23 protein-coding genes and 1 tRNA gene are annotated in these 21,402 nt (G+C 62.5%); 13 read left to right on the top strand and 11 right to left on the bottom strand.

The features are described from left to right. Positions 1-49: 49 nt before the first annotated feature. The 5 genes from pstC (at position 50) to AAZQ98_RS17470 (ending at position 3,816) form a co-directional block, all read left to right on the top strand. Positions 50-985 carry a phosphate ABC transporter permease subunit PstC gene (pstC, locus tag AAZQ98_RS17490; protein ID WP_434694102.1) on the top strand — a complete coding sequence of 312 codons (936 nt, stop codon included), beginning with the start codon at positions 50-52 and terminating at the stop codon, positions 983-985. After that, positions 985-2,124: a phosphate ABC transporter permease PstA gene (pstA, locus tag AAZQ98_RS17485; protein WP_105659001.1), complete on the top strand. Its 1,140-nt coding sequence runs from the start codon at positions 985-987 to the stop codon at positions 2,122-2,124. Before pstC ends, pstA begins: the two co-directional genes overlap by 1 nt. A gap of 47 nt (positions 2,125-2,171) precedes the next feature. After that, positions 2,172-2,951, top strand: coding sequence for a phosphate ABC transporter ATP-binding protein PstB (gene pstB / locus AAZQ98_RS17480; protein WP_105659000.1), 780 nt, complete (start codon positions 2,172-2,174; stop codon positions 2,949-2,951). 203 nt (positions 2,952-3,154) lie between these two features. Next, positions 3,155-3,619, top strand: a complete 465-nt coding sequence (locus AAZQ98_RS17475) for a hypothetical protein (RefSeq protein ID WP_105658999.1) — start codon at positions 3,155-3,157, stop codon at positions 3,617-3,619. After that, positions 3,619-3,816, top strand: a complete 198-nt coding sequence (locus AAZQ98_RS17470) for a helix-turn-helix transcriptional regulator (protein WP_105658998.1) — start codon at positions 3,619-3,621, stop codon at positions 3,814-3,816. Before AAZQ98_RS17475 ends, AAZQ98_RS17470 begins: the two co-directional genes overlap by 1 nt. Here the strand turns inward: AAZQ98_RS17470 and AAZQ98_RS17465 are convergent. Further along, positions 3,813-4,841: an inorganic phosphate transporter gene (locus AAZQ98_RS17465; protein ID WP_105658997.1), complete on the bottom strand. Its 1,029-nt coding sequence runs from the start codon at positions 4,839-4,841 to the stop codon at positions 3,813-3,815. The genes AAZQ98_RS17470 and AAZQ98_RS17465 overlap by 4 nt on opposite strands. Positions 4,842-4,846: 5 nt before the next feature. Next, the gene (locus AAZQ98_RS17460; RefSeq protein WP_286134712.1) at positions 4,847-5,407 is read right to left on the bottom strand and encodes a hypothetical protein; all 561 of its coding nucleotides are present in this window, start codon (positions 5,405-5,407) and stop codon (positions 4,847-4,849) included. Here AAZQ98_RS17460 and AAZQ98_RS17455 point away from each other — a divergent pair. Further along, positions 5,394-5,639: a hypothetical protein gene (locus AAZQ98_RS17455; RefSeq protein WP_181148953.1), complete on the top strand. Its 246-nt coding sequence runs from the start codon at positions 5,394-5,396 to the stop codon at positions 5,637-5,639. The genes AAZQ98_RS17460 and AAZQ98_RS17455 overlap by 14 nt on opposite strands. Before the next feature lie 59 nt (positions 5,640-5,698). Here AAZQ98_RS17455 and AAZQ98_RS17450 read toward each other — a convergent pair whose 3' ends face one another. Together AAZQ98_RS17450 and AAZQ98_RS17445 are read right to left on the bottom strand one after the other, a co-directional pair. Further along, positions 5,699-6,910, bottom strand: coding sequence for an MFS transporter (locus AAZQ98_RS17450; RefSeq protein WP_434694097.1), 1,212 nt, complete (start codon positions 6,908-6,910; stop codon positions 5,699-5,701). 63 nt (positions 6,911-6,973) lie between these two features. Next, on the bottom strand, positions 6,974-7,639 hold the full coding sequence (locus tag AAZQ98_RS17445) for a hypothetical protein (RefSeq protein ID WP_105658994.1): 666 nt from the start codon (positions 7,637-7,639) through the stop codon (positions 6,974-6,976). Between the two features lie 160 nt (positions 7,640-7,799). On the opposite strand from AAZQ98_RS17445, the gene AAZQ98_RS17440 reads away from it, so the two are divergent. Then, positions 7,800-7,872, top strand: a tRNA-Lys gene (locus AAZQ98_RS17440). Between the two features lie 90 nt (positions 7,873-7,962). Here AAZQ98_RS17440 and AAZQ98_RS17435 read toward each other — a convergent pair. From AAZQ98_RS17435 to AAZQ98_RS17405, 7 genes are all read right to left on the bottom strand, one after another. Beyond that, positions 7,963-8,553 (bottom strand): dienelactone hydrolase family protein, encoded by a 591-nt coding sequence (locus AAZQ98_RS17435; RefSeq protein ID WP_400291550.1) that lies wholly within the window; start codon positions 8,551-8,553, stop codon positions 7,963-7,965. An 18-nt stretch (positions 8,554-8,571) separates the two neighbouring features. After that, positions 8,572-8,823, bottom strand: a complete 252-nt coding sequence (locus AAZQ98_RS17430) for a hypothetical protein (protein ID WP_105658992.1) — start codon at positions 8,821-8,823, stop codon at positions 8,572-8,574. Between the two features lie 72 nt (positions 8,824-8,895). Beyond that, a complete protein-coding gene (locus AAZQ98_RS17425) occupies positions 8,896-10,503 on the bottom strand; it encodes an ABC-F family ATP-binding cassette domain-containing protein (protein ID WP_434694096.1) in 1,608 nt (535 codons plus the stop codon). 213 nt (positions 10,504-10,716) lie between these two features. Then, the gene (locus tag AAZQ98_RS17420) at positions 10,717-11,499 is read right to left on the bottom strand and encodes a CPBP family intramembrane glutamic endopeptidase (protein ID WP_434694125.1); all 783 of its coding nucleotides are present in this window, start codon (positions 11,497-11,499) and stop codon (positions 10,717-10,719) included. Between the two features lie 162 nt (positions 11,500-11,661). Beyond that, positions 11,662-12,363: a demethylmenaquinone methyltransferase gene (locus AAZQ98_RS17415; protein ID WP_105658990.1), complete on the bottom strand. Its 702-nt coding sequence runs from the start codon at positions 12,361-12,363 to the stop codon at positions 11,662-11,664. Positions 12,364-12,422: 59 nt separating this feature from the next. Then, entirely contained in the window at positions 12,423-13,394 is a 972-nt protein-coding gene (locus AAZQ98_RS17410) for an SRPBCC family protein (RefSeq protein ID WP_434694093.1), read from the bottom strand. Positions 13,395-13,405: 11 nt separating this feature from the next. After that, on the bottom strand, positions 13,406-13,744 hold the full coding sequence (locus tag AAZQ98_RS17405; RefSeq protein WP_434694122.1) for an ArsR/SmtB family transcription factor: 339 nt from the start codon (positions 13,742-13,744) through the stop codon (positions 13,406-13,408). A gap of 502 nt (positions 13,745-14,246) precedes the next feature. Between AAZQ98_RS17405 and AAZQ98_RS17400 the strand changes: the two genes are divergently transcribed. From AAZQ98_RS17400 to AAZQ98_RS17375, 6 genes are all read left to right on the top strand, one after another. Then, positions 14,247-14,846: a TetR/AcrR family transcriptional regulator gene (locus AAZQ98_RS17400; protein ID WP_105658987.1), complete on the top strand. Its 600-nt coding sequence runs from the start codon at positions 14,247-14,249 to the stop codon at positions 14,844-14,846. Next, on the top strand, positions 14,846-16,624 hold the full coding sequence (locus tag AAZQ98_RS17395) for an alpha/beta fold hydrolase (protein WP_133835049.1): 1,779 nt from the start codon (positions 14,846-14,848) through the stop codon (positions 16,622-16,624). Before AAZQ98_RS17400 ends, AAZQ98_RS17395 begins: the two co-directional genes overlap by 1 nt. 93 nt (positions 16,625-16,717) lie before the next feature. Further along, on the top strand, positions 16,718-17,938 hold the full coding sequence (locus AAZQ98_RS17390) for a GAF domain-containing protein (RefSeq protein ID WP_434694090.1): 1,221 nt from the start codon (positions 16,718-16,720) through the stop codon (positions 17,936-17,938). A gap of 163 nt (positions 17,939-18,101) precedes the next feature. Continuing rightward, entirely contained in the window at positions 18,102-19,625 is a 1,524-nt protein-coding gene (gene adh, locus AAZQ98_RS17385) for an aldehyde dehydrogenase (protein WP_332727351.1), read from the top strand. 149 nt (positions 19,626-19,774) lie between these two features. Further along, entirely contained in the window at positions 19,775-20,806 is a 1,032-nt protein-coding gene (gene adhP / locus AAZQ98_RS17380) for an alcohol dehydrogenase AdhP (RefSeq protein ID WP_434694087.1), read from the top strand. Between the two features lie 169 nt (positions 20,807-20,975). Further along, on the top strand, positions 20,976-21,401 hold the full coding sequence (locus tag AAZQ98_RS17375; RefSeq protein ID WP_013347532.1) for a DUF779 domain-containing protein: 426 nt from the start codon (positions 20,976-20,978) through the stop codon (positions 21,399-21,401). Position 21,402 lies beyond the last annotated feature (1 nt).

Here is a 21,402-nt window from a genome sequence, read left to right as displayed (position 1 = left end):
ACCCCCGCAGTGAAAACTGCACCACCCCCGTTTCGTAAAGGCTCTAGCCATGACTACCAATGCTTTGACAAGCAAGTCATCGACTTCCGGCCGCGCTGGTGACAAGATCTTCTCCGGTGCCGCCCTGGGCGCCGGTATCCTGATCCTGATCACGCTCTTCGCGGTCGCGGTCTTCTTGCTGATCCAAGCCCTGCCGACGTTCTTCGCCGATCCGGCGGAGATTTCCGGCGGCGCAGGATTCTTCGCTTACATCTGGCCGATTGTTATCGGCACCGTGATCGCAGCGGCTATCGCGCTGCTGATCGCCACCCCGATCGGCATCGGCGTGGCGCTGTTCATCTCGCACTTCGCTCCACGCAAGGTCGCAGGCCCGCTGGGCTACCTGATCGATCTGCTGGCCGCGATCCCCTCGGTGATCTACGGCGCGTGGGGCTACATGGTGCTCGCTCCGGCTCTGGTTCCAGGCTACGAATGGCTGGCCAAGAATCTGGGCTTCATCCCCATCTTCGAAGGCCCCGCCAGCCAGACCGGCAAGACCATGCTCACCGCCGGCATCGTGCTGGCCGTGATGGTGCTGCCGATCATCACCTCGCTGAGCCGCGAGATCTTCTTGCAGACTCCCAAGCTGCACGAGGAAGCCGCGCTGGCACTGGGCGCAACCCGCTGGGAAATGATCACCACCGCGGTGATCCCGTTCGCCCGTCCGGGCATCATTTCCGCCGTCATGCTGGGTCTGGGCCGCGCCTTGGGCGAGACCATGGCCGTTGCGCTGGTGCTCTCCACCGGCAACCTGATCCCATCGCTGATCAAGACCGGCAACCAGACTATCGCCGCGGAAATCGCCTTGAACTTCCCTGAGGCCTTCGGCCTGCGCCTGGCAGAGCTGATCGCCGCCGGCCTGGTCCTGTTCCTGATCACCCTGGTCGTGAACATGATCGCTCGTGGAATCATCGCCCGCCACAAGGAATTCTCGGGAGCTAACTGATGAGCACCATGACTACTAACCAGAGCAACAGGCCCGGGGCCCCGACTCCACCGGTGCGCAAGCGCAACTCCTTGGCCAAGGGCAAGCTGCCGAAGTGGGCCATCTGGGCGATCGCCGCAGGCGCCATCATTGTCGGCGCGGCAGCGTCCACGCTGACCGGCTTCAACGTTGCCTCCTTCGCCATCTACTCGGCGCTCATCTTCCTGGTGGCCGCCTCCGTGATCACCACCGCAGCTGAAGGCAAGCGCCGCGGCAAGAACGCGATGTGGACCTACCTGATCTACGCGGCGTTCATCGTCGCCGTAATCCCGCTGGTATCCGTGCTCTATACGGTGCTGGAAAAGGGCATGCCGGGCCTGAACAGCCACTTCCTGTTCAGCTCCATGAACGGCGTGACCGGCGCGGTGGACAATGAATCCGTCGCCAATGGCACCCCGGTAGTCGGCGGCGCGTACCACGCGGTGATGGGCACCTTGCTGATCACCCTGTGGGCCACCTTGATCTCCGTTCCGGTGGGCATGCTGACCGCTGTCTACCTGGTGGAATACGGGCAGGGCAAGGCGCTGTCCAAGGCGATCACCTTCTTCGTCGACGTGATGACCGGCATCCCTTCGATCGTTGCCGGCCTGTTCGCAGCGGCCTTCTTCGGCATGATCCTGGGTCCGAACGCCCGCATGGGCATCGTCGCGGCGGTCGCGTTGAGCGTGCTGATGATCCCAACGGTGGTCCGCTCCACCGAGGAAATGCTCAAGATCGTTCCCAACGAACTGCGTGAAGCTTCCTTCGCGCTGGGCGTGCGCCGCTGGCGCACCATCTTGAAGGTCGTCATCCCGACCGCGATCTCCGGCATCGCCTCGGGCGTCACCCTGGCCATCGCCCGCGTGATCGGCGAGACCGCGCCAATCCTGGTCACCGCAGGCATCGCAAGCCAGATCAACATGAACGTCTTCGCAAACTGGATGTCCACGCTGCCGACGTTCATCTACTACCAGATCCTGACTCCGACCAGCCCGACGAACATCGACCCGTCGGTGCAGCGCGCCTGGGCTGCTGCCCTGCTGCTGATCTTCATGGTCATGGCTTTGAACCTCATCGCCCGCCTGGTCGCTTCGATCTTCGCCCCAAAGAAGGGCCGTTGAGCTAAGGCTCCGGTCCGGACAAACCCGAACTTTTCAAGGATTACATCATGGCAAAACGCATTGACGTCAACGACCTGAACGTCTACTACTCCAAGTTCCTCGCCGTTGAAGGCGTCTCGATCAACATCGAGCCGAAGTCCGTCACCGCTTTCATCGGCCCCTCGGGCTGCGGCAAGTCCACCTTCCTGCGCACCCTGAACCGCATGCACGAGGTCATCCCGGGCGGCCGCGTCGAGGGCCAGGTCCTGCTGGACGGCGATGACCTGTACGGCGCCGGCGTCGACCCGGTCACCGTGCGCAGCCAGATCGGCATGGTCTTCCAGCGTCCGAATCCGTTCCCGACCATGTCCATCAAGGACAACGTGCTCGCCGGAGTGAAGCTGAACGGCCAGCGGATTTCCAAGTCCGATGCCGATGCCCTGGTCGAGAAGTCGCTACGCGGCGCCAACTTGTGGAACGAAGTCAAGGATCGCCTGGACAAGCCGGGCTCGGGACTCTCCGGCGGCCAGCAGCAGCGCCTGTGCATCGCCCGCACCATTGCGGTCAAGCCGGACGTGATCCTGATGGATGAGCCTTGCTCGGCATTGGACCCGATCTCCACCCTGGCTATCGAGGACCTGATCAACGAGCTGAAGAACGACTACACCGTAGTGATCGTGACCCACAATATGCAGCAGGCTGCACGCGTGAGCGACAAGACCGCGTTCTTCAACATTGCGGGCACCGGCAAGCCGGGCAAGCTCATCGAGTACAACGACACTGCAGCCATCTTCTCCAACCCGGAGCAGAAGGCCACCGAGGATTACGTCTCCGGACGCTTCGGATAAAGATTTCGGATACCGCCGCTCCTTGAGCCGGCGGTAGACGGACCGGAAGGGGGGTCTTCCGGGGATCCTGGAGGGGATCACCGCCAGCGGCGCACCGATTACGGTGCGCCGCTGCACTTTAACTATTCATGTAAAGCACCCTTGACTGTAAAGCACGCTTGTCAGTAAAGTGTGGTTTACATCAATAGGGATAGGGGACAACGATGGATTCAAAAGCAGTTGGCCAGAGCAAATGGGGCCGTTCGCGCTTCGGTGGCGGGTCGGGCGCCCTGATTGCCGTCAGCCTCAGCGCAGGGGCAGTGCTTTCAGCCGGTGCAGGTGTGCTCTTCGCCCGGCTGAACGCCCCGGAGCATTTCGTCTTGGCAGCGTTGCTCATGGCCGCTGGCTTGCTGCCGGTGCTTTCTACAGCTTGCTGGGCGTTGCTGCTGGATCGCGACACCCTGCGCGGTGCCACAAGGAACCCCGAGATATCGGTGGAGAGCCAGTGGTATGACCGAGCTGCCATCGGAGTGTTCCAGGATTTGCTGTTAGTTTGCGGCCTCGGTGGTGCAGTGTTTTCGTTCATTCAGATCCAAGCATCACTTGGCCTCGTTCTGGCTGGTGTCGTGCTGCTGGCGTTGCTTGACTTCGGAATCCGCTATTTCATCATTAAGCGGGCAGAAAGCTAGTGGAGAACAATCTCAGTGCATACCGCAGGGAACGCGGGTTCTCCCAGCAAGCATTGGCCGACCTGCTGGGCGTCTCCCGGCAGACCGTCATCTCGCTTGAAAAAGGCCGCTACGACCCGTCCCTGCCGCTGGCATTCAAGCTCTCGGCGGTCTTCGGCTGCAAGATCGAAGACCTCTTCATTCCGGGCGAAGACTAGGCGTTGCCCAGCAGCGGGTGCACCGCCAGGGTGAGAATCGCGCCGCAGGCAACGCAGGCAATCGGGGTCAGCACCCAGTGCAGCAGCACCTTGGTGACATTGCGCCACACCACCGATTCGAAAGACTGGTTATTGCCGGCACCGACGATGCCGCTGGTTACCGCCTGCGTGGTGGACAGCGGCAGGTGCAAGACGAGCGAGCCGAGGAACAGCATTGCCGCGGCTACGCCCTGGGCGATCATGCCGCGCAGCGGATCGAAGTTCACCAGCCGGCGGCCGAGCGTATAGGTGATGCGCCATCCGCCCAGGAGCACGCCAAGCCCCAGTGCCGAGGCCGCGGCCAGCTGGATAGCCCATGTCACGGGCCCCGGGTCCATTGCATGACCGGTGATCAGCACCAGTGCGATCATCGCGCCGGTGCGCTGGCCATCTTGCAGTCCCAGTCCCAGAGCCACGGCGCAGGCGGTGATGGCCTGGCCTGCGCGCGAGCCGTTGTTGACCGAACGCGAGGAGTTGTGGCGCATCAGCCAGGTCGCCGGAATCACCAGCGCATAGGACAACAGGTAGGCGATGACCGGGGTGATCAGCATGGGCAGCAGCACCGAGCCGAGCAGCAGACCCCAGGCCCCGGACATCGACAGGTCGCCCATGAAAGCCGAGGCGCCGCTGGCGCCCACCAAGCCGGAGAACAGCGCATGGGTGGAACTGACCGGCAGGCCGCGCCACCAGCAATACAGGCCCCACGCGCCGGCGGTCAGCAGGCCGCAGATCAGCAGCTTCAATCCGACGACGCCATCGGGGAGATTGAAGTTCAGCTTGTCCACCAGCGCCACGCTCAGCCCCGAGGTCGCCAAGGTGCCGAGGAAGGCGAATACCGCCGCCACAGAGACCGCAATGGCCGGGCGCAGCGCCCTGGTGCGGACGGAGGCCGCAACGGCCGTAGAGGAATCCCTGAAGCCGTTGAGCACGCCATAGCCCAGGGTCAGGACGATCGCGAATCCGGTGAGGACCGAAAGGATGGTCATTTCCCCTAGGACTCCTTCACCAGCACGCGACCCAGGTGGTCGGCGAACTGGCGCAGGGTGTTGGCGGTAAGCATCAGGTGGTCGGCCACGCGCTGGTGGCGGTGGATGGTCCCTGGCTTGGCGAACTTCGCGATCTCATTGACCCACACCAGGTGGGTTCGGGCCGCGCGCTTGGAGAACTGCAGCATCTGCAGCCAGTTGTCTTCCAGGTCATCGAGGTTATGCAGGCGCTGGACCGAATCGGAGGCCAGCTCGGCCAGCTGCGAAATGAGTTCAAGCTGCTCCGAGGAACGCTCGGAAAGCGGGGTGGAGCCAACGGTCATGATCAGTTCGCCGGTGCCGCGCAGCTGTTCCATGGTTTCGTGCAGCAAGCGCGAAAGCGTGTACATGTCTTCGCGGGGAAGCGGGCTGATATAGCTGGTTCGCAGGTGGGTGAGCACCGCGTGCACCAGATCGGAGGCCTCGGCTTCCGCGGAGGCCAGATCCCGCAGCTGGTCCGCACGGGTATCGGGTGAGCCGATCATCTCGGCGACATTGGCAACGGAGGTGCGAATGGTCGTCGTCAACCCGCACAGCAACTCGATGCCGCGCGAGGCGGAGGGAAAGATCTGGAACTTCACTTTACGGCGCACCATTCGATTCGACGGCTATTGGTACCAACGCAGAACAGTTTACGACGTGGAAGTTAACACCGGGTATTTGAAGGTGCCGGACCGGGAACGCCTCTCGGCGGAAGGCCGCTCGAAGCGGCAGAATTTTGGAGCCCGGGGTTACCAGCGGCCCGGCACCGTTACCTAGTGTTCTCGCCCTACCGGTGTGCTGTCAACCGCAGGGCGGCGCTCGTGCGTTTTCTCACGCTAGCGGCGCACGCTCTTCTCCGCTCCGCTCAGGCAGAGCAGCGCGCAGCAGAACCAGATCGCTCCCGCCGGCCCCAAACCCGCGGCGACCGTACTCGAGATGATCGGCAAAGCTACTTGTCCGACCCGGTTTCCCATGAGCCGCACGGCCAATGCGGCACCGCGGTCCACCGCCGGCACCGAGGTGGAAATCATGGTCATGGTCATCGGCTGGCCCAGGCCCAGGAAGAAGCCGCCGACCAGCAACGCGGCCCCGGAGGCCCACAGCGAATCGATGAAGATCGGGGCCAGCGTGATGGCTATGCCCGAAATGTACAAACTGGTGACCAGCAGGTGGTTGCGTTCGAAGTGGGCCGAGAGCTTGGGGATGAACAGCCGGGAAACTACCGAAGCGAAACCTCGAATGGCCAAAAGCACACCAACATCTTCGGGTGTGACGCCATGTTTCTCCGCCACCAGCGGCAAGAAGGCCGTGAGGATGTCCAGCATGGCCAGCAAGGTCATCGAGGCGAACATGTGCGAAGCCATGCCCTTGATGCGCAAGACCGAGGGAATGGAGGCTTCGGACTTCGCCGGGCGGGTTTGCGGCGCCGTCTTGGAAATCCTCGGCTGCCAGCTCGGAAGCAAGAAGGGGACAGCTAGCAGCGAGCACCCGGCCGCAATCCACAGCGACAGGCTGATGCCGGCGATGCGCTCAGGGGAGACGGCATCGGTACCGGAGCCGAGCACCAATCCGCCAATCAGCGGCCCGATGAATTGCCCAGCCGCGTAGGCGGCCGTGAACCAGCCAAAGCCCTTGTCCAGATCGCTGTCGGGGAAGAACCGGGCGATGGAAGATTGCCCGCCAATGGTGAACATCAAGTGCCCGAGCCCGAGCACGGCACTGGCCAGCGCCACGGTCAAGGCATTCGGGGAGAAGTTGATGCCGATGCCGCCAGCGGCCAAGAGGGCCACGCCGGCAACCATCAGGAACCGGATCCTGCGGATTCGCGAACTGGCCCGGCCCAGCATCATTGCGGTGAACAGCGGGAGGATGGCATAGGCCGCGGTCACCACGCCGACGGTGAACTCGCCGGAGCCAAAAGAGATGAGCTTATAGGTGGTCACCGGACGAATGAGGTTCAGCGCCGTTTGGGAAAGCAACGCCGTTGCGATCAAGATCAGCAACCAGCGTACGAGCCCTGAAGAGTTGGTCCTCGATGCGGCGCCCACACCCACCTGCCTAAAATTGAGGGGCAACTTCCTCAACCCATCCTAAGGGCGCGGGATCATGTTTCAGTCCAATGCGTCCTGGCGCCAAAGCCGGGCGCAGGCTTCCAGATCCACGGCGGTGCCCATCAGGGCCTTGGCCTGCTGGGTCAGCTTGGTTCCCCGATCGCTGCTGGAAAAATCCGCGGCATCGGCATGCTCGGTCATGCCCAGCGCCAGTACCCGGCAGTAGGCGGCGGTGCGTTCCAAGGCGTGGGCGAAGTCGCCGTCGAAGGCGCCGGAGAGAATTGACCCGGTCATCTTCTTCATCTCCTCGGCGGTCGGCGGCTCGGCCACTCCGGCGACGATGCGTTCGACCTGGGCACGATGGGCTCCAGCCTGGAAGCGTGCAGAATGCACCTCGGGCTTGCTCATTGTTGCCGCGCGAACCGCATACAAGCGCCACAGGGCACCTGGCAGGGAGCGGGCCGGAGCCTCGCTCCACAGCTGCGCGAGCACCTCCAGCCCTTCTTCTTCGGCCACCGCAATCAGCCGGCGTGAAACTTCGGGGTCGTTGTTGGCAATGCCGCGCTGCACGAAAGCCTGGGCGGACAGATGGGCTGCCTCGGATACGCGCGCCGGATCAGCGCCTCCCTCGTAGGGCTCGAAATCTGCCGGGGCGAAGGGGCGTGGTTTGTGATGGCGGAATCCCGCATCCTGGGCAACTTTTGATCCTGCACGTGCACCTCTCATGCGCTCCAGAATACTCGCTGATCCTGAGTTCTGCGCCAACAAGTGATTTAGCTTGCAAACCCCAAGATCCAGCGGAAATTACGGGCTGCCGAATTGCGGAATACGCCGATTAATACTCATGCCGGTCCATCAGGTAGTATGGATTTTGGCCTTGTGCCGTGCGCCTTTAGCTCAGCTGGTAGAGCACTGGACTTTTAATCCATTGGTCGCGGGTTCGATCCCCGCAGGGCGCACAAAATGAAACCGGACCCGGCTTGCTAACGCAAGCCGGGTCCGGTTTTTCGATTTATTGTCCGGCATGGAACCAGCGGACTGCCCTCGTGCTAGACGTAGGGCTGAAGGAACTTGACCATGCGTTCCATCACCAACGCGCGAGCTTCTGGATCATGCGAGCGAAGCGAGCTGTCGGTGAACAGGTGCTGCTTGCCAGGGTAGGTGAAGAGCTGGGCGATATCGCCGCCCTCTGCTTCAACGAAGCGCTGAGCTGCCTCCAGGTCGCCTTCCTTCGCGAAGAACGGGTCCTGGTCCATGCCATGGATCTGCACCGGGACATTTTCCGGCCACGGCCCGAAGCTCCAGTCGGCGTCCAGATCCACGAAGGATTCGAGCAGGATCGCGGCGATGGCGCCGGGACGTTGCTGCGCGCACTGCTGGGCCAGGGCCGCGCCCCAGGAAGTGCCGATGTAGACCAGCTCTTCGGGCAGTTTGCCAAATAGCTTGTCCACGCGGTCCTGGATCTTGTCCGCGGTCAGCTTGCCTGCCATGCGCATCCCGGCATCGAAATCCTTGGGCAGCTTGCCGGCGTACAGATCCAGTGCGTGCACTGTGTGGCCAGCGGCGCGCAATTCTGCGGCCATCTCCTGCACCCCGGGGGTCAGGCCCTGGACGTGATGGAAAAGAACAATCGTAGCCATGGGTGCTCCTAGCGGTTTCTAGCGTTCGTCGACCAGGTTCTCGATGCGCTGCGGCAAGTGCTCAATGGCCATGTCCCAGCCGGGCATCTGGCTATTGATCTCCACGCTGTACCCCTCGACCAGCATGAATTCTGCGCAGGTGAGGATTTCCTGGCCGGAACCCGTTTCATAGATGAAGGCACGTTTGATGTCCTGCCAGAGCAGGGTTGCGGACTGGTCGATCACGAGGCCGCTTTTGACGACTTCGACGGTGCGCTGGGGGTAGGACATACTCAACTTGCTTTCGGGGTCCTTGGCGGTGTGCTTTGAACAAGTCTAAACCGGCAGCGCACCGCCAGGGGGTTAGCAAACTGGATTCGGGTAGGACTTCGCCAAGGTTCCCTGCGCATCCAGCTCCAGCAAATAGTCCAGATCCAGCTGCGACAGGAAATGCTGATCGTGGCTGACTACCAGCAACGCGCCCTTATAGGCGCCCAGTGCTTCGCTGAGCTGGCGCACGCTGTCCATATCCAGATTATTGGTGGGCTCATCGAGGATGAGCAGCTGCGCGGCTGGTTCTGCCAGCAGCAACGTCGCCAGATGGACCCGGAAACGCTCGCCGCCGGACAGCGCCGCCACTGGCCGGTCGGCGCTGGCCCCGCGCAGCAGCAACCGGGCAAGCATATTGCGCACGTCGTTCGCGGTTGCTGCTGGCGCCACCAGCGCCACGTTCTGGATCGCGCTTAGTTGGCCATCCAGGCCGTCCAGGCGCTGGGGCAGGTACCCGACCCGGTCCACGAAGAGCGTTCCGCCCGGTCCGGGGCCGGGATCTTCGCCGGCGAGCATCTGCTGGAGCAGCCGGGTCTTCCCGGAACCATTGGGGCCGACAAGGCCCACGCGTTCGGCTCCCTGGATGATGAACTGGTGATCTTCTGCACCTAGCGCCGCGACCTGCTTGCCCGAGGGCAACCGGGGATCGGGCAGCTCGATGCTGATGTGCTCGGCCTGCCGAACCCGCCGATCGGCATCGTCGAGCCTGGCCTGGGCCGAATCGACCTTGCCATCCAGGTTTGAACGCATCTTCCCGGCGTTCGCCTCGGATTTCTGGCGAAGGTGGTTGGCCAGGATCTTCGGCATGCCTCCGGAAAGCTGGGTGGCCCGACCCTTGCGCTTGGCCCGCGCCAACTTCGTTTCGGCCTCTGCCCGTTGGCGCTTTTCCACTTTCAGGGAGGCCTGGGCAGTTCTGGCTGCCTGCTCGGCCGCCTGCTGCTCGGTTTCAAGCTGCTCGCGGTATGAGCTGTAGGGCCCTCCGAAAACGCTGAGCTTCCCGTCGTAGAGCTCCACCGTATGCTCCATGAGCTCGAGCAGCTCGATATCGTGGCTCACCACAACCAGCGTGCCCTTCCAGGCACGTACAAGGTCGTAGAGCAATTCACGGGCAGGGCGATCGAGGTTATTCGTCGGCTCGTCGAGCAGGGTGATGGGCGAATCGGCGATGCGCAAGCCGAGCACTGCCAGCAGCATTGCTTCCCCGCCCGAGAGCGTGGCTGCCTTGCGGCCCAGATCCAGCCCGTCGAAGCCCAGCGGCGCCAGTTCAGCTCGAACCCGGGCTTCGGCATCCCAGTTCGCGCCCACCGCATCGAAATCCGCTGGGTCGACACTGCCGGACTCGATAGCTTCCAAAGCCGCCAGGACCTGATGCACCCCCAGCAGCTGGGCGACGGTCGTGTCCTGTTCCAGAGCCAGCGTTTGCGGCAGGTAGCTCAGCGGTGCGTTCGTTTCTGCCGTTCCGCTCGTTGGGCGCAGCTGCCCGGCGATCAGCTTCAGCAACGTCGATTTGCCGCTGCCGTTGGCGCCGATCAACCCGGTCCGCCCGGATGGAAACGTGCCGTCCAGATTGGCCAGGGCGCTTTCTCCCGTGGGCCAGGAAAAGCTGAGGTTGTTCAGGGTAATTGGTGGTGTCAAAGACATGCAGGGCCTCCCGCGAATGCGAAGGGGCTGCCGGCTTGGGGGATCGCAGAATTGGCTTAACCCCGCAGGGGAGCCGGAAAGGAAAAGGATACCGAAGCCGGTAGCCGAAATGAACAAGATGCACCGTTGGGAATCGATGCGGGGTCATCGGCTGGCTCAGTAGGTATCCATGCCAACGAGTGTAGCAGGGGGGGAATTGGGGTGTTAACCCCCTCAGTACAAGAAGATCGGGAGCCATTCCCGGTTGTGCGCGTGGACCAGCGCGAGGAACAGGACGAAGTCGAAGATCAGATGCACGCTAACTACATAGGACAGGGACTTCGTCAGCTTGAAGGTATACCCCTGCAGCAGGGCGAAGGGAAAGGTCAGCAACGGCCCCCAGGATTGGTAGCCGATCTCCCACAGGAAGGAGGAGAAGATCACCGCTTGCAGGAGGTTGGCCTGCCAGTCCGGGAAATGCTGGCGCAGCAATGCGAATGCCGTGCAGATGAAGAACAGCTCGTCCCAGATGCCCACCGAATTAACTCCGAGGAAGAGCCGCCAGAAGATGGCTGGGTCCGAGGCATCCGGCCAGTTCTGGTAGGCGCCGGTGCTGATCAGGTACACCGGGAGGATGAAGAAGCCCAGCGCCACCACCCCCAGCAAGTACAGCTTCGCTGCCAGCGGCCACTTGCGGCCGGTGTTCACCGGGAACTTGATGATCTGCTCGCGCAAGGCGAAGCGCGAGATCAGCCAGGGCAGCAGGACTGCCGCGGCCAGCGCGCCACCCATTAATGCCATATGCCCCAGGCTCAGGTCGGCATTCAATGGAACCAGGCTGATGACCACCAAACCGGTTGCGATGAGTCCCAGATGCCGTGCAAGCCTGCGGTCGATGAACCCCGCGCACAGCAGGCTCAGCGCCAGCAGGCCGTAGCCCAACAGGTCGTTTTCGGCGCCGAAGAGGAACACTGCGGAAGCCGAGAGCAGGGAAGCCGGCAGCAGCTTCCAGCTCATCGCGGGGCGGTGCGATTCGGTTGGTATCTGGCTCACGGACACAAGCATGCCAGCTGGGCCGGCAGAAAGACACAGCCCGCCGCCGCGGAACCAGTGCTTTAAAGCTTCTGGCCCGCATCCGTCATTTCGGCTGCGGGCCAGAAGGAAAATTCTGGAGAAGTGCTACTTCCAGGCGCGGTGCACCGCGACGATGCCACCGGTCAGGTTGCGGTATTCCACGTTCTTCCAGCCAACGTTGACGAACTTGGCGCCCAGCTCGTCCTGGTCTGGCCAAGCTGCAATGGATTCAGCCAAGTAGGCGTAAGCGGTCGGGTTAGGGGAAACCAAGTAGCCCAGCGCAGGAATGGCGCGCGGCAGGAACTGCTTGTAGGCCGTCTTGATCGGGGCGACGGTCGGAGTGGAGAACTCGGCGACGACGATCCGTCCGCCGGGCTTGGCCACGCGGCGCATTTCGGACAGGGCCTTCTCGGTATCCGCGATATTGCGCAGACCGTAGGAGATGGTCACTGCATCGAAGGTGTTGTCTTCGAACGGCAGGTCGGTTCCGTCTCCGTAGACGAAGTTCAGCTGCGGGTAGCGCTTGCGGCCCTCATCGAGCATGCCGTGGGACATGTCGCAAGCGGTGACGTCAGCGCCGGCTTCCGCGAGCGGGACCGAGGAGGTGCCGGTGCCTGCGGCGAGGTCGAGAATGCGCTCGCCGGGCTTTGGCGCGATCGCTTCGGTGGTGATCTTGCGCCAGTAGTTCACGATGCCGCCGGTCATCAAGGTATTGAGCAAGTCGTAGCGAGGAGCCAGCTTGTCAAACATTTCCTGAACCTGTTCGGCCTTCTTGTCCAGGCCTGCGCGCGCATTCTGAGAACTCATGGGTCTAAGTCTTCCATATTTGCGCGCGCCAAGGCGCCGGATGTGGGGCGAATCGCCCTTTAGAGAATCGATTCGAGCCGGGCGTAGCTGGCCTCCATCCCGTCGGTCATTCCGGTGGCGAGCACCATGTCGCGGGTTTGCGCATCTGGGTAGGTGATCAGGATCGTCAGCAGGGTGCCGCCCTGGTTGGATGTCAGCGTTAATTCATTCACCGTGGCCGGGTAATCGGTGCCGATCATTTGCTCCGTGGTCCGCTCGTAGGACTGGGGCAGCGTTTCAAGTACGGTTCCAGTGAAACCGAAACCGGAGCCGTCATCGGCAGATAGCGGTTCCCACCAGTACCGGTAGGTCTCGCCGGCCTCTTGCGCCGTCACGCATTCAGCCAACTGCCATCCGTCGGGGCCGAGCATCCAACGTTTCATGAGCCGCTGGTGATGGTGGGCCTGCCAGACTTGCTCCACTGACCCGCGCACCAAGCGGGTAATGCGCACCTGGGTGTCCGACAGGATCTGTGCATCGGTGATGAAATTTTCGGCATAATTGCGCAGGTCGATGAGGACTTGCTCGATCTGGCTCATGGCCGAACGGGTGCCATCGATCATGCCCATGGAGACGACTTGTTCCAGCTCCTCAACGGAATCGAAAACTGCTGTAATCGTCAGTTTTGATCCTTCAGGCGTCGGGTCGAAGGAGAAAACCATGCGGTTGAGGGGCAGGTCGGGGTTCGGAGTGCCGTCGGCGTGCGCAAAGCCGTCGCTGACCTCAAAGAATTTGTGCTCGACGACTTCATTCCAGATCCAGTAACCGTGGAATTCTTCGCCTTCGGGAGAAGTCATGTGGTAGTTCGAGCGGCCACCAGGGGTGGCATCGTGCCGGGTGAAAGTTGCCGGGTATTCCACCGGCCCCCAGAATTTTTCAAGTTGCCGGGCGTCCAGATAGGCATCCCACAGGCGGGAAACCTTGACCGGAAATTCTGCGTGGACAGTCAGTGAGAGTGCTTCGGAATCTTTGACAACGGATGTGACAGGCATGGGAATGCTCCTTATTTGTCCCCATCGGCGAGGAAATCATCGAGCCGGCTGATGCGTTGGCGCCAGATATCCTCGAGGGAAGTAAGTAGTTCTTGCGCGTGCCGGATGGTATCCGGCTGCCCGCGAACTATGCGTTCGCGACCACGTGCGATTTTTGTGACCAGACCAGCGGATTCCAATGCCGCGACGTGCTTCTGAACTGCCGCAAAAGACATGTCATAGCTTGCAGCAATTTCCGAAACGCTCACCTCGGCGTTTAGCGTCCGCCGCACGATGTCTCGTCGTGTGGCATCTGCCAAGGCGCGGAAGACCTTGTTTGCCTGTTCTTCGCTCAACTCATATACAACCATTTGGTTGTATGTTACGCCCGGAATGGGCTGGAAGTAAAGAGGTGGATCAAAACTTTTGGAGGTAGTGTACTTATCCCCTATACAATCGACATTGTATAGGTGATATGTCACCTGCGAATTTTAGCCTTGGGATTGCGCGCCGCGGGGCCGCCCCCATGCCACTCGCGAGCAGCCGTTCCCATGTCGGGAACAGGGTGCTGATGCGCATCGTGCGCGGATTTCCGATTTGCCGAACCCGAGGCGGTGGCCGATGCGATCGCATCCCTTGCCTCGGCGAGGCGTCGGGCATGAGCGGAGCGAATTCCCCAGTGCGCCCTGAGGCGACTGCTTGCGCAAAGCCTGGACGGGGCAAGCATCATCCATGGCTCCGGTGATCATGATTCAGCGCTTCTGCAGCGTCGCGCCCAGGATTGCTTGGGCGCGCGTGGCAAGTGGATGCGCTGCCCGGGGCGTTCGAGAGGCCGGATTGTAAAAATATATAGACTGGTCTATTTTTAATTGTATGACTTCCAAAGGAGACCTCACCAAGGCACGGCTCGCAGAGTCCATGCTTGAACTCATCCAGACCAGCGGATACAGCGGCACCGGCCTCAATGCAGTGATCGAGCACGCTGCAGCACCAAAGGGGTCGGTCTATTTCCACTTCCCCGATGGGAAAGAGGGGCTGGGCGTGGCCGCAGTAGAACTGGCCGCCAAGCAATTCGAGACCATGATTATCCAGGTCGCCCAGAGCGCAGGAGGTGCTGCCGAAGCCGCCAAGCTTGCTATCCAAGCGTTGGCCGCCATCATCAGCGATAGCGGCTTCCGCTTAGGCTGCCCCGTGTCAGTGGTGACCTTGGAAATGGGAGACTCAAGTGAACGCCTGCGGCAAGCCTGCGCCACCGCATTCGAGTCATGGATCACTCCGACCACTGCCCTGCTCGAAGCCGATGGCGTGGGCAATGCCCAAGCGAAGTCCCTGGCAACTGTTATCGTCTCGACCATCGAAGGGGCCGCCATCGTTTCCCGGGCGATGAAAAGCACCCGGCCGCTTCTCGCCGCCGCCGACGCGGTAGCCGACCTCATTGGCCTGCGCCAACAGGGCGAAGGGGACCAGAATTGATGCACGGAGCCAACCTTCGCCATGCGCTGGTTTTCGGGGCATCGGGACTAATCGGCAGGCATCTGATCCTTGCCCTCCTCGACGCCCGAACGCAGGTAACAGCAGCTGTCCGGAATGCTGAATCCGCAGCGAAGGTCAAGAATTGGCTGAGCCAGCACGGACTGGAACAAGAGATCAATACCGCGATCGTCGACTTCGACGCCCCTGAAATCCTGGCTGGCGGACCTGCGGCCTTCACCAGCGTCACCGAAATTCACAATTGCGCCGGAACCTACCGATTCGGCATGAGTGCGCAGGAAGCCCGCAGCGCTAATGTTGGCATTGTCGAGAAGCTGGTGGATTTTGCTGCAGCGCTGCCAGAGCTGCAGCGCATTGTGCATATTTCCGGCTACCGAGTCGGCGGGCAGGATCCCTCGAAGGTTCCGTGGCCGCAGGACTGCCGCGATCATCTCTACCGGAAACTAGGCGCTTACGAAGCCTCGAAAGTGGAGTCCGACGCGGTCTTCCAAGCCCTCGGCAAAGAACACGGAATCCCTTGGACCATCGTCAATCCGGCCAGCGTCATCGGCCACAGCATTACCGGGGAATCCGACCAGCACATCGGGCTGGCCGGCACCATTGAGCAGCTCTGGGAAGGGAAAACCGCAGCTCTTCCCGCAGGTGACTCGACTTTCTTGCCGGTGCTCACGGTCGACTATATGGCTGCGTTCATGGCGGCCGTGGCCATTGCGCCGGAGGCGATAGGCAAATCCTACTGGCTGCTGGATGATGCCACTGCGCCACTGGGGCGCTTGCTGGCCGAAACTGGCCGGCATCTTGGCGCGAAAGTCCCCAAGCTGCGCTTGCCCGTGGGTCTAATCAAGGCTCTTCCTTCGTGGGTCACCAAAGCCGATCCGGAAACGCTCCACTTCATGTCCGCGGACCGCTATCCGACCGGGCCCGCGATCGAATTCGCCAACCGGCACGGAATCCAGATGCCTGATGTTGGTTCCTCTCTGGAGCGCTGGGCCGACTATCTGGCCGCCCACCGATTCGGGGCCGCGGCATCTGGGGCACGCCGCTATGTAGATGTCGGGGGAGTGAGAACTTTTGAGCTGGGCGACCGCGAGGAACGCCGGTTGATCTTCCCTGGCCTTCCGGTAAATGCCGATACCTGGGCCGCAGTAGCTCAGGGCATTGGCGGACGGGCCGTTGACCTGCCAGGGCTTGGGCTCAGCGGCGGACGGGGCGTCCCGGATTGGGACCGGTGGCTTCCCGCTCTCCTGGCAGGCGGCCCGGTGGATCTGATCGGGCACTCCATCGGGGCAGCCGCCGCCACGCTCGCCGCGGGTCGACTGCCGGGCAAGGTCCGCTCGCTGACCTTGGTTGCGCCGTTTTTCTTGCAAGGGCACGCAGGGAAGGCGCCAAGGTTCCAGCCGCTGGTCCGCGGCTATTTGCGCCATGCGACCGCGGAGCAACTCTCACGTCAATTGACCGGCAACGAGGCGAGCTCAACTGCCTTGGTCTCCAGCGTCAGCGATCTGAAGCGAAGTACCGCCGCCGCGGTAGCTGGCCATCTCGCCCTGGCGAGTTCCAAGCAGTGGCGCCGGCAGTTGCGGGAGATGCTCGATCGCTATGACGGTCCGCTCCGAATTATCTGGGGAGCCGAAGACCCATTGGACCCCGCCGCAATCCGGCAGCTGGAGTCCCGGCCCGAGGCTGGACTGCACTCCATTCCCTCCGCGGGGCACCACCCGCAGCTGACCCACGAGGATGCCCTGATTGAACTGTTGAAGTAGGGGTTGGAGCACGCCTCTTCTCAAGCATCCCCTCTTCGCCTAGTCTGGTTGGAACTGCACAGAACCATCTTTCCGACGGGGTGAAGGGGGAGCGTGAGCACATCTGCCATCGACTGGTCCAACGCAACTCGCCGCGCACAAAAAGCCCGCGAGCTGCTCTCCTCGCAGGAAACCGGACTGGGCGACCTCCCATTGCGCAATGACGTGCGCGAATCCTGGAAACGGTCGCTGGCCCAAACAGGCTCGGTTCAAGAACCGCCGGTTCTGAGCAACGACCGGTTGCGCCTTGCCCGCGAGCGCAGCGAGCTCCAGCGGATTTGGCCTGTTTTCGAAAAGCTCCTTGTTCCCGCCGCAACCGACGCCAATCTCTTGGTCGCCCTTGCGGATGCCGGCGGAACCTTGTTGTGGGTTGCGGGAAGCACCAGTTCGATGAGCCAAGCCGAGCACGTGGGCTTCATGGCAGGTGCCGACTGGGCAGAAAAGAGTGTTGGCACATCCGCGCCGGGAATGGCGCTGGCAACCGGGGCCGGTTCGCAGGTCTCGGGGGCTGAGCATCTCTATGAGCAAGCCCAGCAGTACAGCTGCTCGGCGGTACCGATCCGCGATCCGCGCACTGGTCAGGTAATTGGCGCAATCGACCTGACCGGTGGCCCGGAAGCCGTTGCCACGCACTCCTTGCCGCTGCTGCAAGCGGCGGTCATGGCTGCGGAAACGCAGCTGCTCTTGCCGGGTGCCGGAGTCGTGGCCGATCCCGACTACCTGGACTTGGGGCGCTCTGATGGGGCCCATCTGGGATCAGTGCCGATTTCCCTTCGCCATGCAGAAATATTGACCCTTCTGGCGCACTACCGGGAAGGCCTGAGCACTGCCCAGCTGGTGGAAGAGCTGTTCGAGCGTCCCGATTCCGCGGCCGAGGGCACGGTCCGCGCCGAAATCGTCAGGCTGCGCAAGGTACTCGCGGGCCCAGGCGGGCGTGCCTTGACTTCACGCCCGTACCTCCTTCAGTGGGACCTGCATACGACCCTTGGCCGCCTATGGCGTGCACTGGAGCAGGGCGATCTCGATTCCGCCCTGCCGCTGTACTCCCCGGGCCTGCTGGCCCGCTCCCAGGCGCCAGGCATCGTCTCGCTGCTGTACCGGACCGAGGCCGCGCTGCGTGAAATGGTGCTGGATCGAGGAACTGCGCATCAGCTGCTGAACCTGGGCCGCCAGCTGGCTGACCCTGGCCTCTTGCGAGCTGCCTTGCGCGAATTGCCTGCGCAATCGCCAGCGCGCTCACTTGTCGTCGCCGAGGTCCAGGCCCTCGAGAACTAGGTTCCTTGCCATTGCCGTTCCTCCCGCCAGGCTCGAACATGCCATTGCGGTCATCTGGGACCCGTTGCAACCTGCCTGCAACCTTTATGTGACTAGAGTCACAAGCATGGTTCCGCGATGATGCCGTCGCGGCCAGGACATCCGATAAAGGAGACGTGGAGCAATGGCGGTTTACGCAAACCCGAATACCGATGGAGCACTGGTCAATTTCAAGCCGCGCTACGAGAACTACATCGGCGGTGAATGGGTAGCCCCGGTCAAGGGCATGTACTTCGAGAACATCACCCCGGTCACCGGCAAGGTCTTCTGCGAGGTGGCCCGTTCCACCGCAGAGGACGTCGAAGTAGCACTGGACGCGGCGCATGCGGCGGCTGGCGCCTGGGGTAAGACCAGCCCGGCCGAACGCGCCGTCATCCTGAACAAGATCGCGGACCGCATCGAGGAAAACCTTGAAATGCTCTCCGTGGCCGAGACCTGGGATAACGGCAAGGCGATCCGCGAGTGCCTGAATGCCGACCTCCCGCTGGCAGTGGACCACTTCCGCTACTTCGCCGGCGCCATCCGCGCCCAGGAAGGCAGCCTCTCCCAGCTCGACGAGGACACCACCGCGTACCACTACCACGAGCCGCTGGGCGTGGTCGGGCAGATCATCCCGTGGAACTTCCCGCTGCTCATGGCCGTTTGGAAGCTCGCCCCCGCTCTGGCTGCCGGCAACGCGATCGTGCTGAAGCCGGCCGAGCAGACCCCCGCCAGCATCCTGGTGCTCATGGAGCTGATCGGCGATCTGCTTCCAGCCGGCGTGCTGAACGTGGTCAACGGCTTCGGCGTGGAATGCGGCAAGCCGCTGGCCTCCAACAAGCGCATCCGCAAGATCGCCTTCACCGGCGAAACCACTACCGGCCGGCTGATCATGCAGTACGCGTCGGAAAACCTGATCCCGGTCACCCTGGAACTGGGCGGCAAGTCCCCGAACATCTTCTTCGAGGACATCGCGGCCAAGGATGACGCCTTCTACGACAAGGCGCAGGAAGGATTCACGCTGTTCGCGCTGAACCAGGGCGAAGTCTGCACCTGCCCATCGCGTGCGCTGATCCAGGAAAGCATCTACGACCGCTTCATGGGCGATGTGGTGGCCCGCACCAAGGCCATCAAGCAGGGCCACCCGCTGGATACCGACACCATGATGGGTGCCCAGGCATCCAACGACCAGCTGGAGAAGATCCTCTCCTACATGGACATCGGCAAGTCCGAGGGCGCCAAGGTGCTGCTCGGCGGGGGACGGGCGGATCTGGGCGGAGAGCTCTCCGGCGGCTACTACGTGCAGCCGACCATCTTCGAAGGCACCAATGACATGCGCATCTTCCAGGAGGAGATCTTCGGGCCGGTGGTCGCGGTGACCAAGTTCAAGGACTACGACGACGCGATCTCCATCGCCAACGACACCCTGTACGGCTTGGGTTCGGGTGTGTGGAGCCGCAATGGCAACGTGGCCTACCGTGCCGGCCGCGCCATCCAGGCCGGACGCGTGTGGGTCAACCAGTACCACGCCTACCCGGCGCACTCGGCCTTCGGCGGATACAAGTCCTCGGGCATCGGCCGCGAGAACCACCTGATGATGCTGGACCATTACCAGCAGACCAAGAACCTGCTGGTTTCCTACTCGGAAGACAAGCTGGGCTTCTTCTAGGAGCAGTAGCTGCCACGAGCAGCATGAGATGACAACAGACCTCGAAGGTGCGGGGCCAGCCGGGACGGCGTCCGGGGATCGATTGGCCTCATCCCCCGCACGCCAGCCGGCACCCCGCACCTTCGAATGCCATGCAAAGGACAAAGTACATGAGCAAGATGAAAGCTGCAATAGTCGAAGGCTTCGGCGAAGAGTTCCAGGTGAAGGACGCCGCGATCCCCGAGCCTGGCCCCGGCCAGGTGCTGGTGAAGCTGATCGCCTCGGGCGTCTGCCACACCGACCTGCACGCCGCCGAGGGCGATTGGCCGGTCAAGCCGAAGCTTCCGCTGATTCCCGGGCATGAAGGCGTGGGCATCGTGGAAAAGCTCGGCGAAGGAGTCACCGAGGTCGCGCTCGGGGACATGATCGGCAACGCGTGGCTGGCCAGCGCCTGCGGGCACTGCCAGTACTGCCGCACCGGCTGGGAGACGCTGTGCGAAGCCCAGTCCAATGGCGGGTATTCCGTGGACGGTTCCTTCGGCCAGTACATGCTGGTGGATTCCCGCTATGCCGCGCACATCCCGGAGGGCTCGGATCCCCATGAAATCGCGCCGGTGCTGTGCGCGGGAGTGACTGTCTACAAGGGCCTGAAGATGACTGAGGTCAAGCCCGGCCAGTGGGTGGCTATTTCGGGTATCGGCGGACTGGGCCATATCGCGGTGCAGTATGCGGTGGCCATGGGCATGCGGGTGATCGCCATTGACGTGGCCGATGACAAGCTGGCGCTGGCCTCGAAGCATGGAGCGGAAATCACCGTCAATGCCTTCGCCCAGGATCCGGCCGAGATCATCCAGCAGAAGGTTGGCGGATCGCACGGCGTGCTCGTCACGGCGGTGCATCCAAAGGCGTTCGGGCAAGCGATCGGCATGACCCGGCGCGGCGGAACGATCGTGTTCAACGGGCTGCCCGCCGGTGATTTCCCCGCACCCATTTTCGACATCGTGCTCAAGGGCCTGACCATCCGCGGATCGATCGTGGGAACACGGCAGGACATGATCGAGGCGCTGGAATTCTATGCGGCAGGGAAGATCAAGCCGACCTTCCATACCCGCCCGCTGGAAGACATCAACGCCGTATTCGACGAAATGCGCCATGGCAAGATCGATGGGCGCGTTGTCATCGACTACGCCGGCAGGGCGTAGTCGGATCCGCAGCGGTTGATGGCATGGTAACCGGATGCGGCTTTTCGAAGCGGCATCCGGTACCGGTGCCTTGGCCGCCCTGGCCGAGCGATGGACGGTGCGGCCCAAAAAGAGGACACTGGCCGCAACGAGATAAATCCGGACGTGGACAACGAGGCAGGAGCAGGACATGAGCACCGTAACCGAAACACGCGCCGCAATCGAGGGCGAAGAGTTCTCGCGGGTGGCCTTCACCTCCGAAGCCCTGGATCTGCTGCGCAAGCTGTGGGGGATCCACGGCCCGCTGATGTTCCACCAGTCCGGAGGATGCTGCGACGGGTCCTCGCCGATGTGCTATCCGGCCGGCGAGTTCCGCACCGGGGGATCGGACATCCGGCTCGGCGTGCTTTCCCTGGACGGCGCTGATGGCACCGCCCTGGGCGACATTGATTTCTGGATGTCCAAGGAGCAATTCGAATACTGGAAGCACACCAAGCTCACCGTGGACGTGGTCAACGGGCGGGGATCCGGTTTCTCCGTCGAAGCCCCGGAGGGCAAGCGCTTCTTGATCCGCAGCGAGATCATCGAGTTCCCGGCTGGCCCGAACCCCGACTAGG

Origin of the sequence: Glutamicibacter sp. Je.9.36 (assembly GCF_051129975.1) — a bacterium.
Lineage (GTDB): Bacteria > Actinomycetota > Actinomycetes > Actinomycetales > Micrococcaceae > Glutamicibacter.
The sequence above is the reverse complement of the archived record's forward strand: the minus strand, read 5'-3'. Positions and strand labels throughout refer to the sequence as shown.

Coding starts and splice junctions, on each gene's coding strand:
- pstA (WP_105659001.1), top strand. CDS start 985: ATGAGCACCATGACTACTAACCAGAGCAACAGGCCCGGGGCCCCGACT.
- pstB (WP_105659000.1), top strand. CDS start 2,172: ATGGCAAAACGCATTGACGTCAACGACCTGAACGTCTACTACTCCAAG.
- adh (WP_332727351.1), top strand. CDS start 18,102: ATGGCGGTTTACGCAAACCCGAATACCGATGGAGCACTGGTCAATTTC.
- AAZQ98_RS17445 (WP_105658994.1), bottom strand. CDS start 7,639: ATGAGAGGTGCACGTGCAGGATCAAAAGTTGCCCAGGATGCGGGATTC.
- AAZQ98_RS17425 (WP_434694096.1), bottom strand. CDS start 10,503: ATGTCTTTGACACCACCAATTACCCTGAACAACCTCAGCTTTTCCTGG.
- adhP (WP_434694087.1), top strand. CDS start 19,775: ATGAGCAAGATGAAAGCTGCAATAGTCGAAGGCTTCGGCGAAGAGTTC.
- pstC (WP_434694102.1), top strand. CDS start 50: ATGACTACCAATGCTTTGACAAGCAAGTCATCGACTTCCGGCCGCGCT.
- AAZQ98_RS17455 (WP_181148953.1), top strand. CDS start 5,394: ATGGTCGTCGTCAACCCGCACAGCAACTCGATGCCGCGCGAGGCGGAG.
- AAZQ98_RS17465 (WP_105658997.1), bottom strand. CDS start 4,841: ATGACCATCCTTTCGGTCCTCACCGGATTCGCGATCGTCCTGACCCTG.
- AAZQ98_RS17430 (WP_105658992.1), bottom strand. CDS start 8,823: ATGTCCTACCCCCAGCGCACCGTCGAAGTCGTCAAAAGCGGCCTCGTG.
- AAZQ98_RS17435 (WP_400291550.1), bottom strand. CDS start 8,553: ATGGCTACGATTGTTCTTTTCCATCACGTCCAGGGCCTGACCCCCGGG.
- AAZQ98_RS17405 (WP_434694122.1), bottom strand. CDS start 13,744: ATGGTTGTATATGAGTTGAGCGAAGAACAGGCAAACAAGGTCTTCCGC.
- AAZQ98_RS17420 (WP_434694125.1), bottom strand. CDS start 11,499: ATGAGCTGGAAGCTGCTGCCGGCTTCCCTGCTCTCGGCTTCCGCAGTG.
- AAZQ98_RS17415 (WP_105658990.1), bottom strand. CDS start 12,363: ATGAGTTCTCAGAATGCGCGCGCAGGCCTGGACAAGAAGGCCGAACAG.
- AAZQ98_RS17400 (WP_105658987.1), top strand. CDS start 14,247: ATGACTTCCAAAGGAGACCTCACCAAGGCACGGCTCGCAGAGTCCATG.
- AAZQ98_RS17475 (WP_105658999.1), top strand. CDS start 3,155: ATGGATTCAAAAGCAGTTGGCCAGAGCAAATGGGGCCGTTCGCGCTTC.
- AAZQ98_RS17375 (WP_013347532.1), top strand. CDS start 20,976: ATGAGCACCGTAACCGAAACACGCGCCGCAATCGAGGGCGAAGAGTTC.
- AAZQ98_RS17395 (WP_133835049.1), top strand. CDS start 14,846: ATGCACGGAGCCAACCTTCGCCATGCGCTGGTTTTCGGGGCATCGGGA.
- AAZQ98_RS17410 (WP_434694093.1), bottom strand. CDS start 13,394: ATGCCTGTCACATCCGTTGTCAAAGATTCCGAAGCACTCTCACTGACT.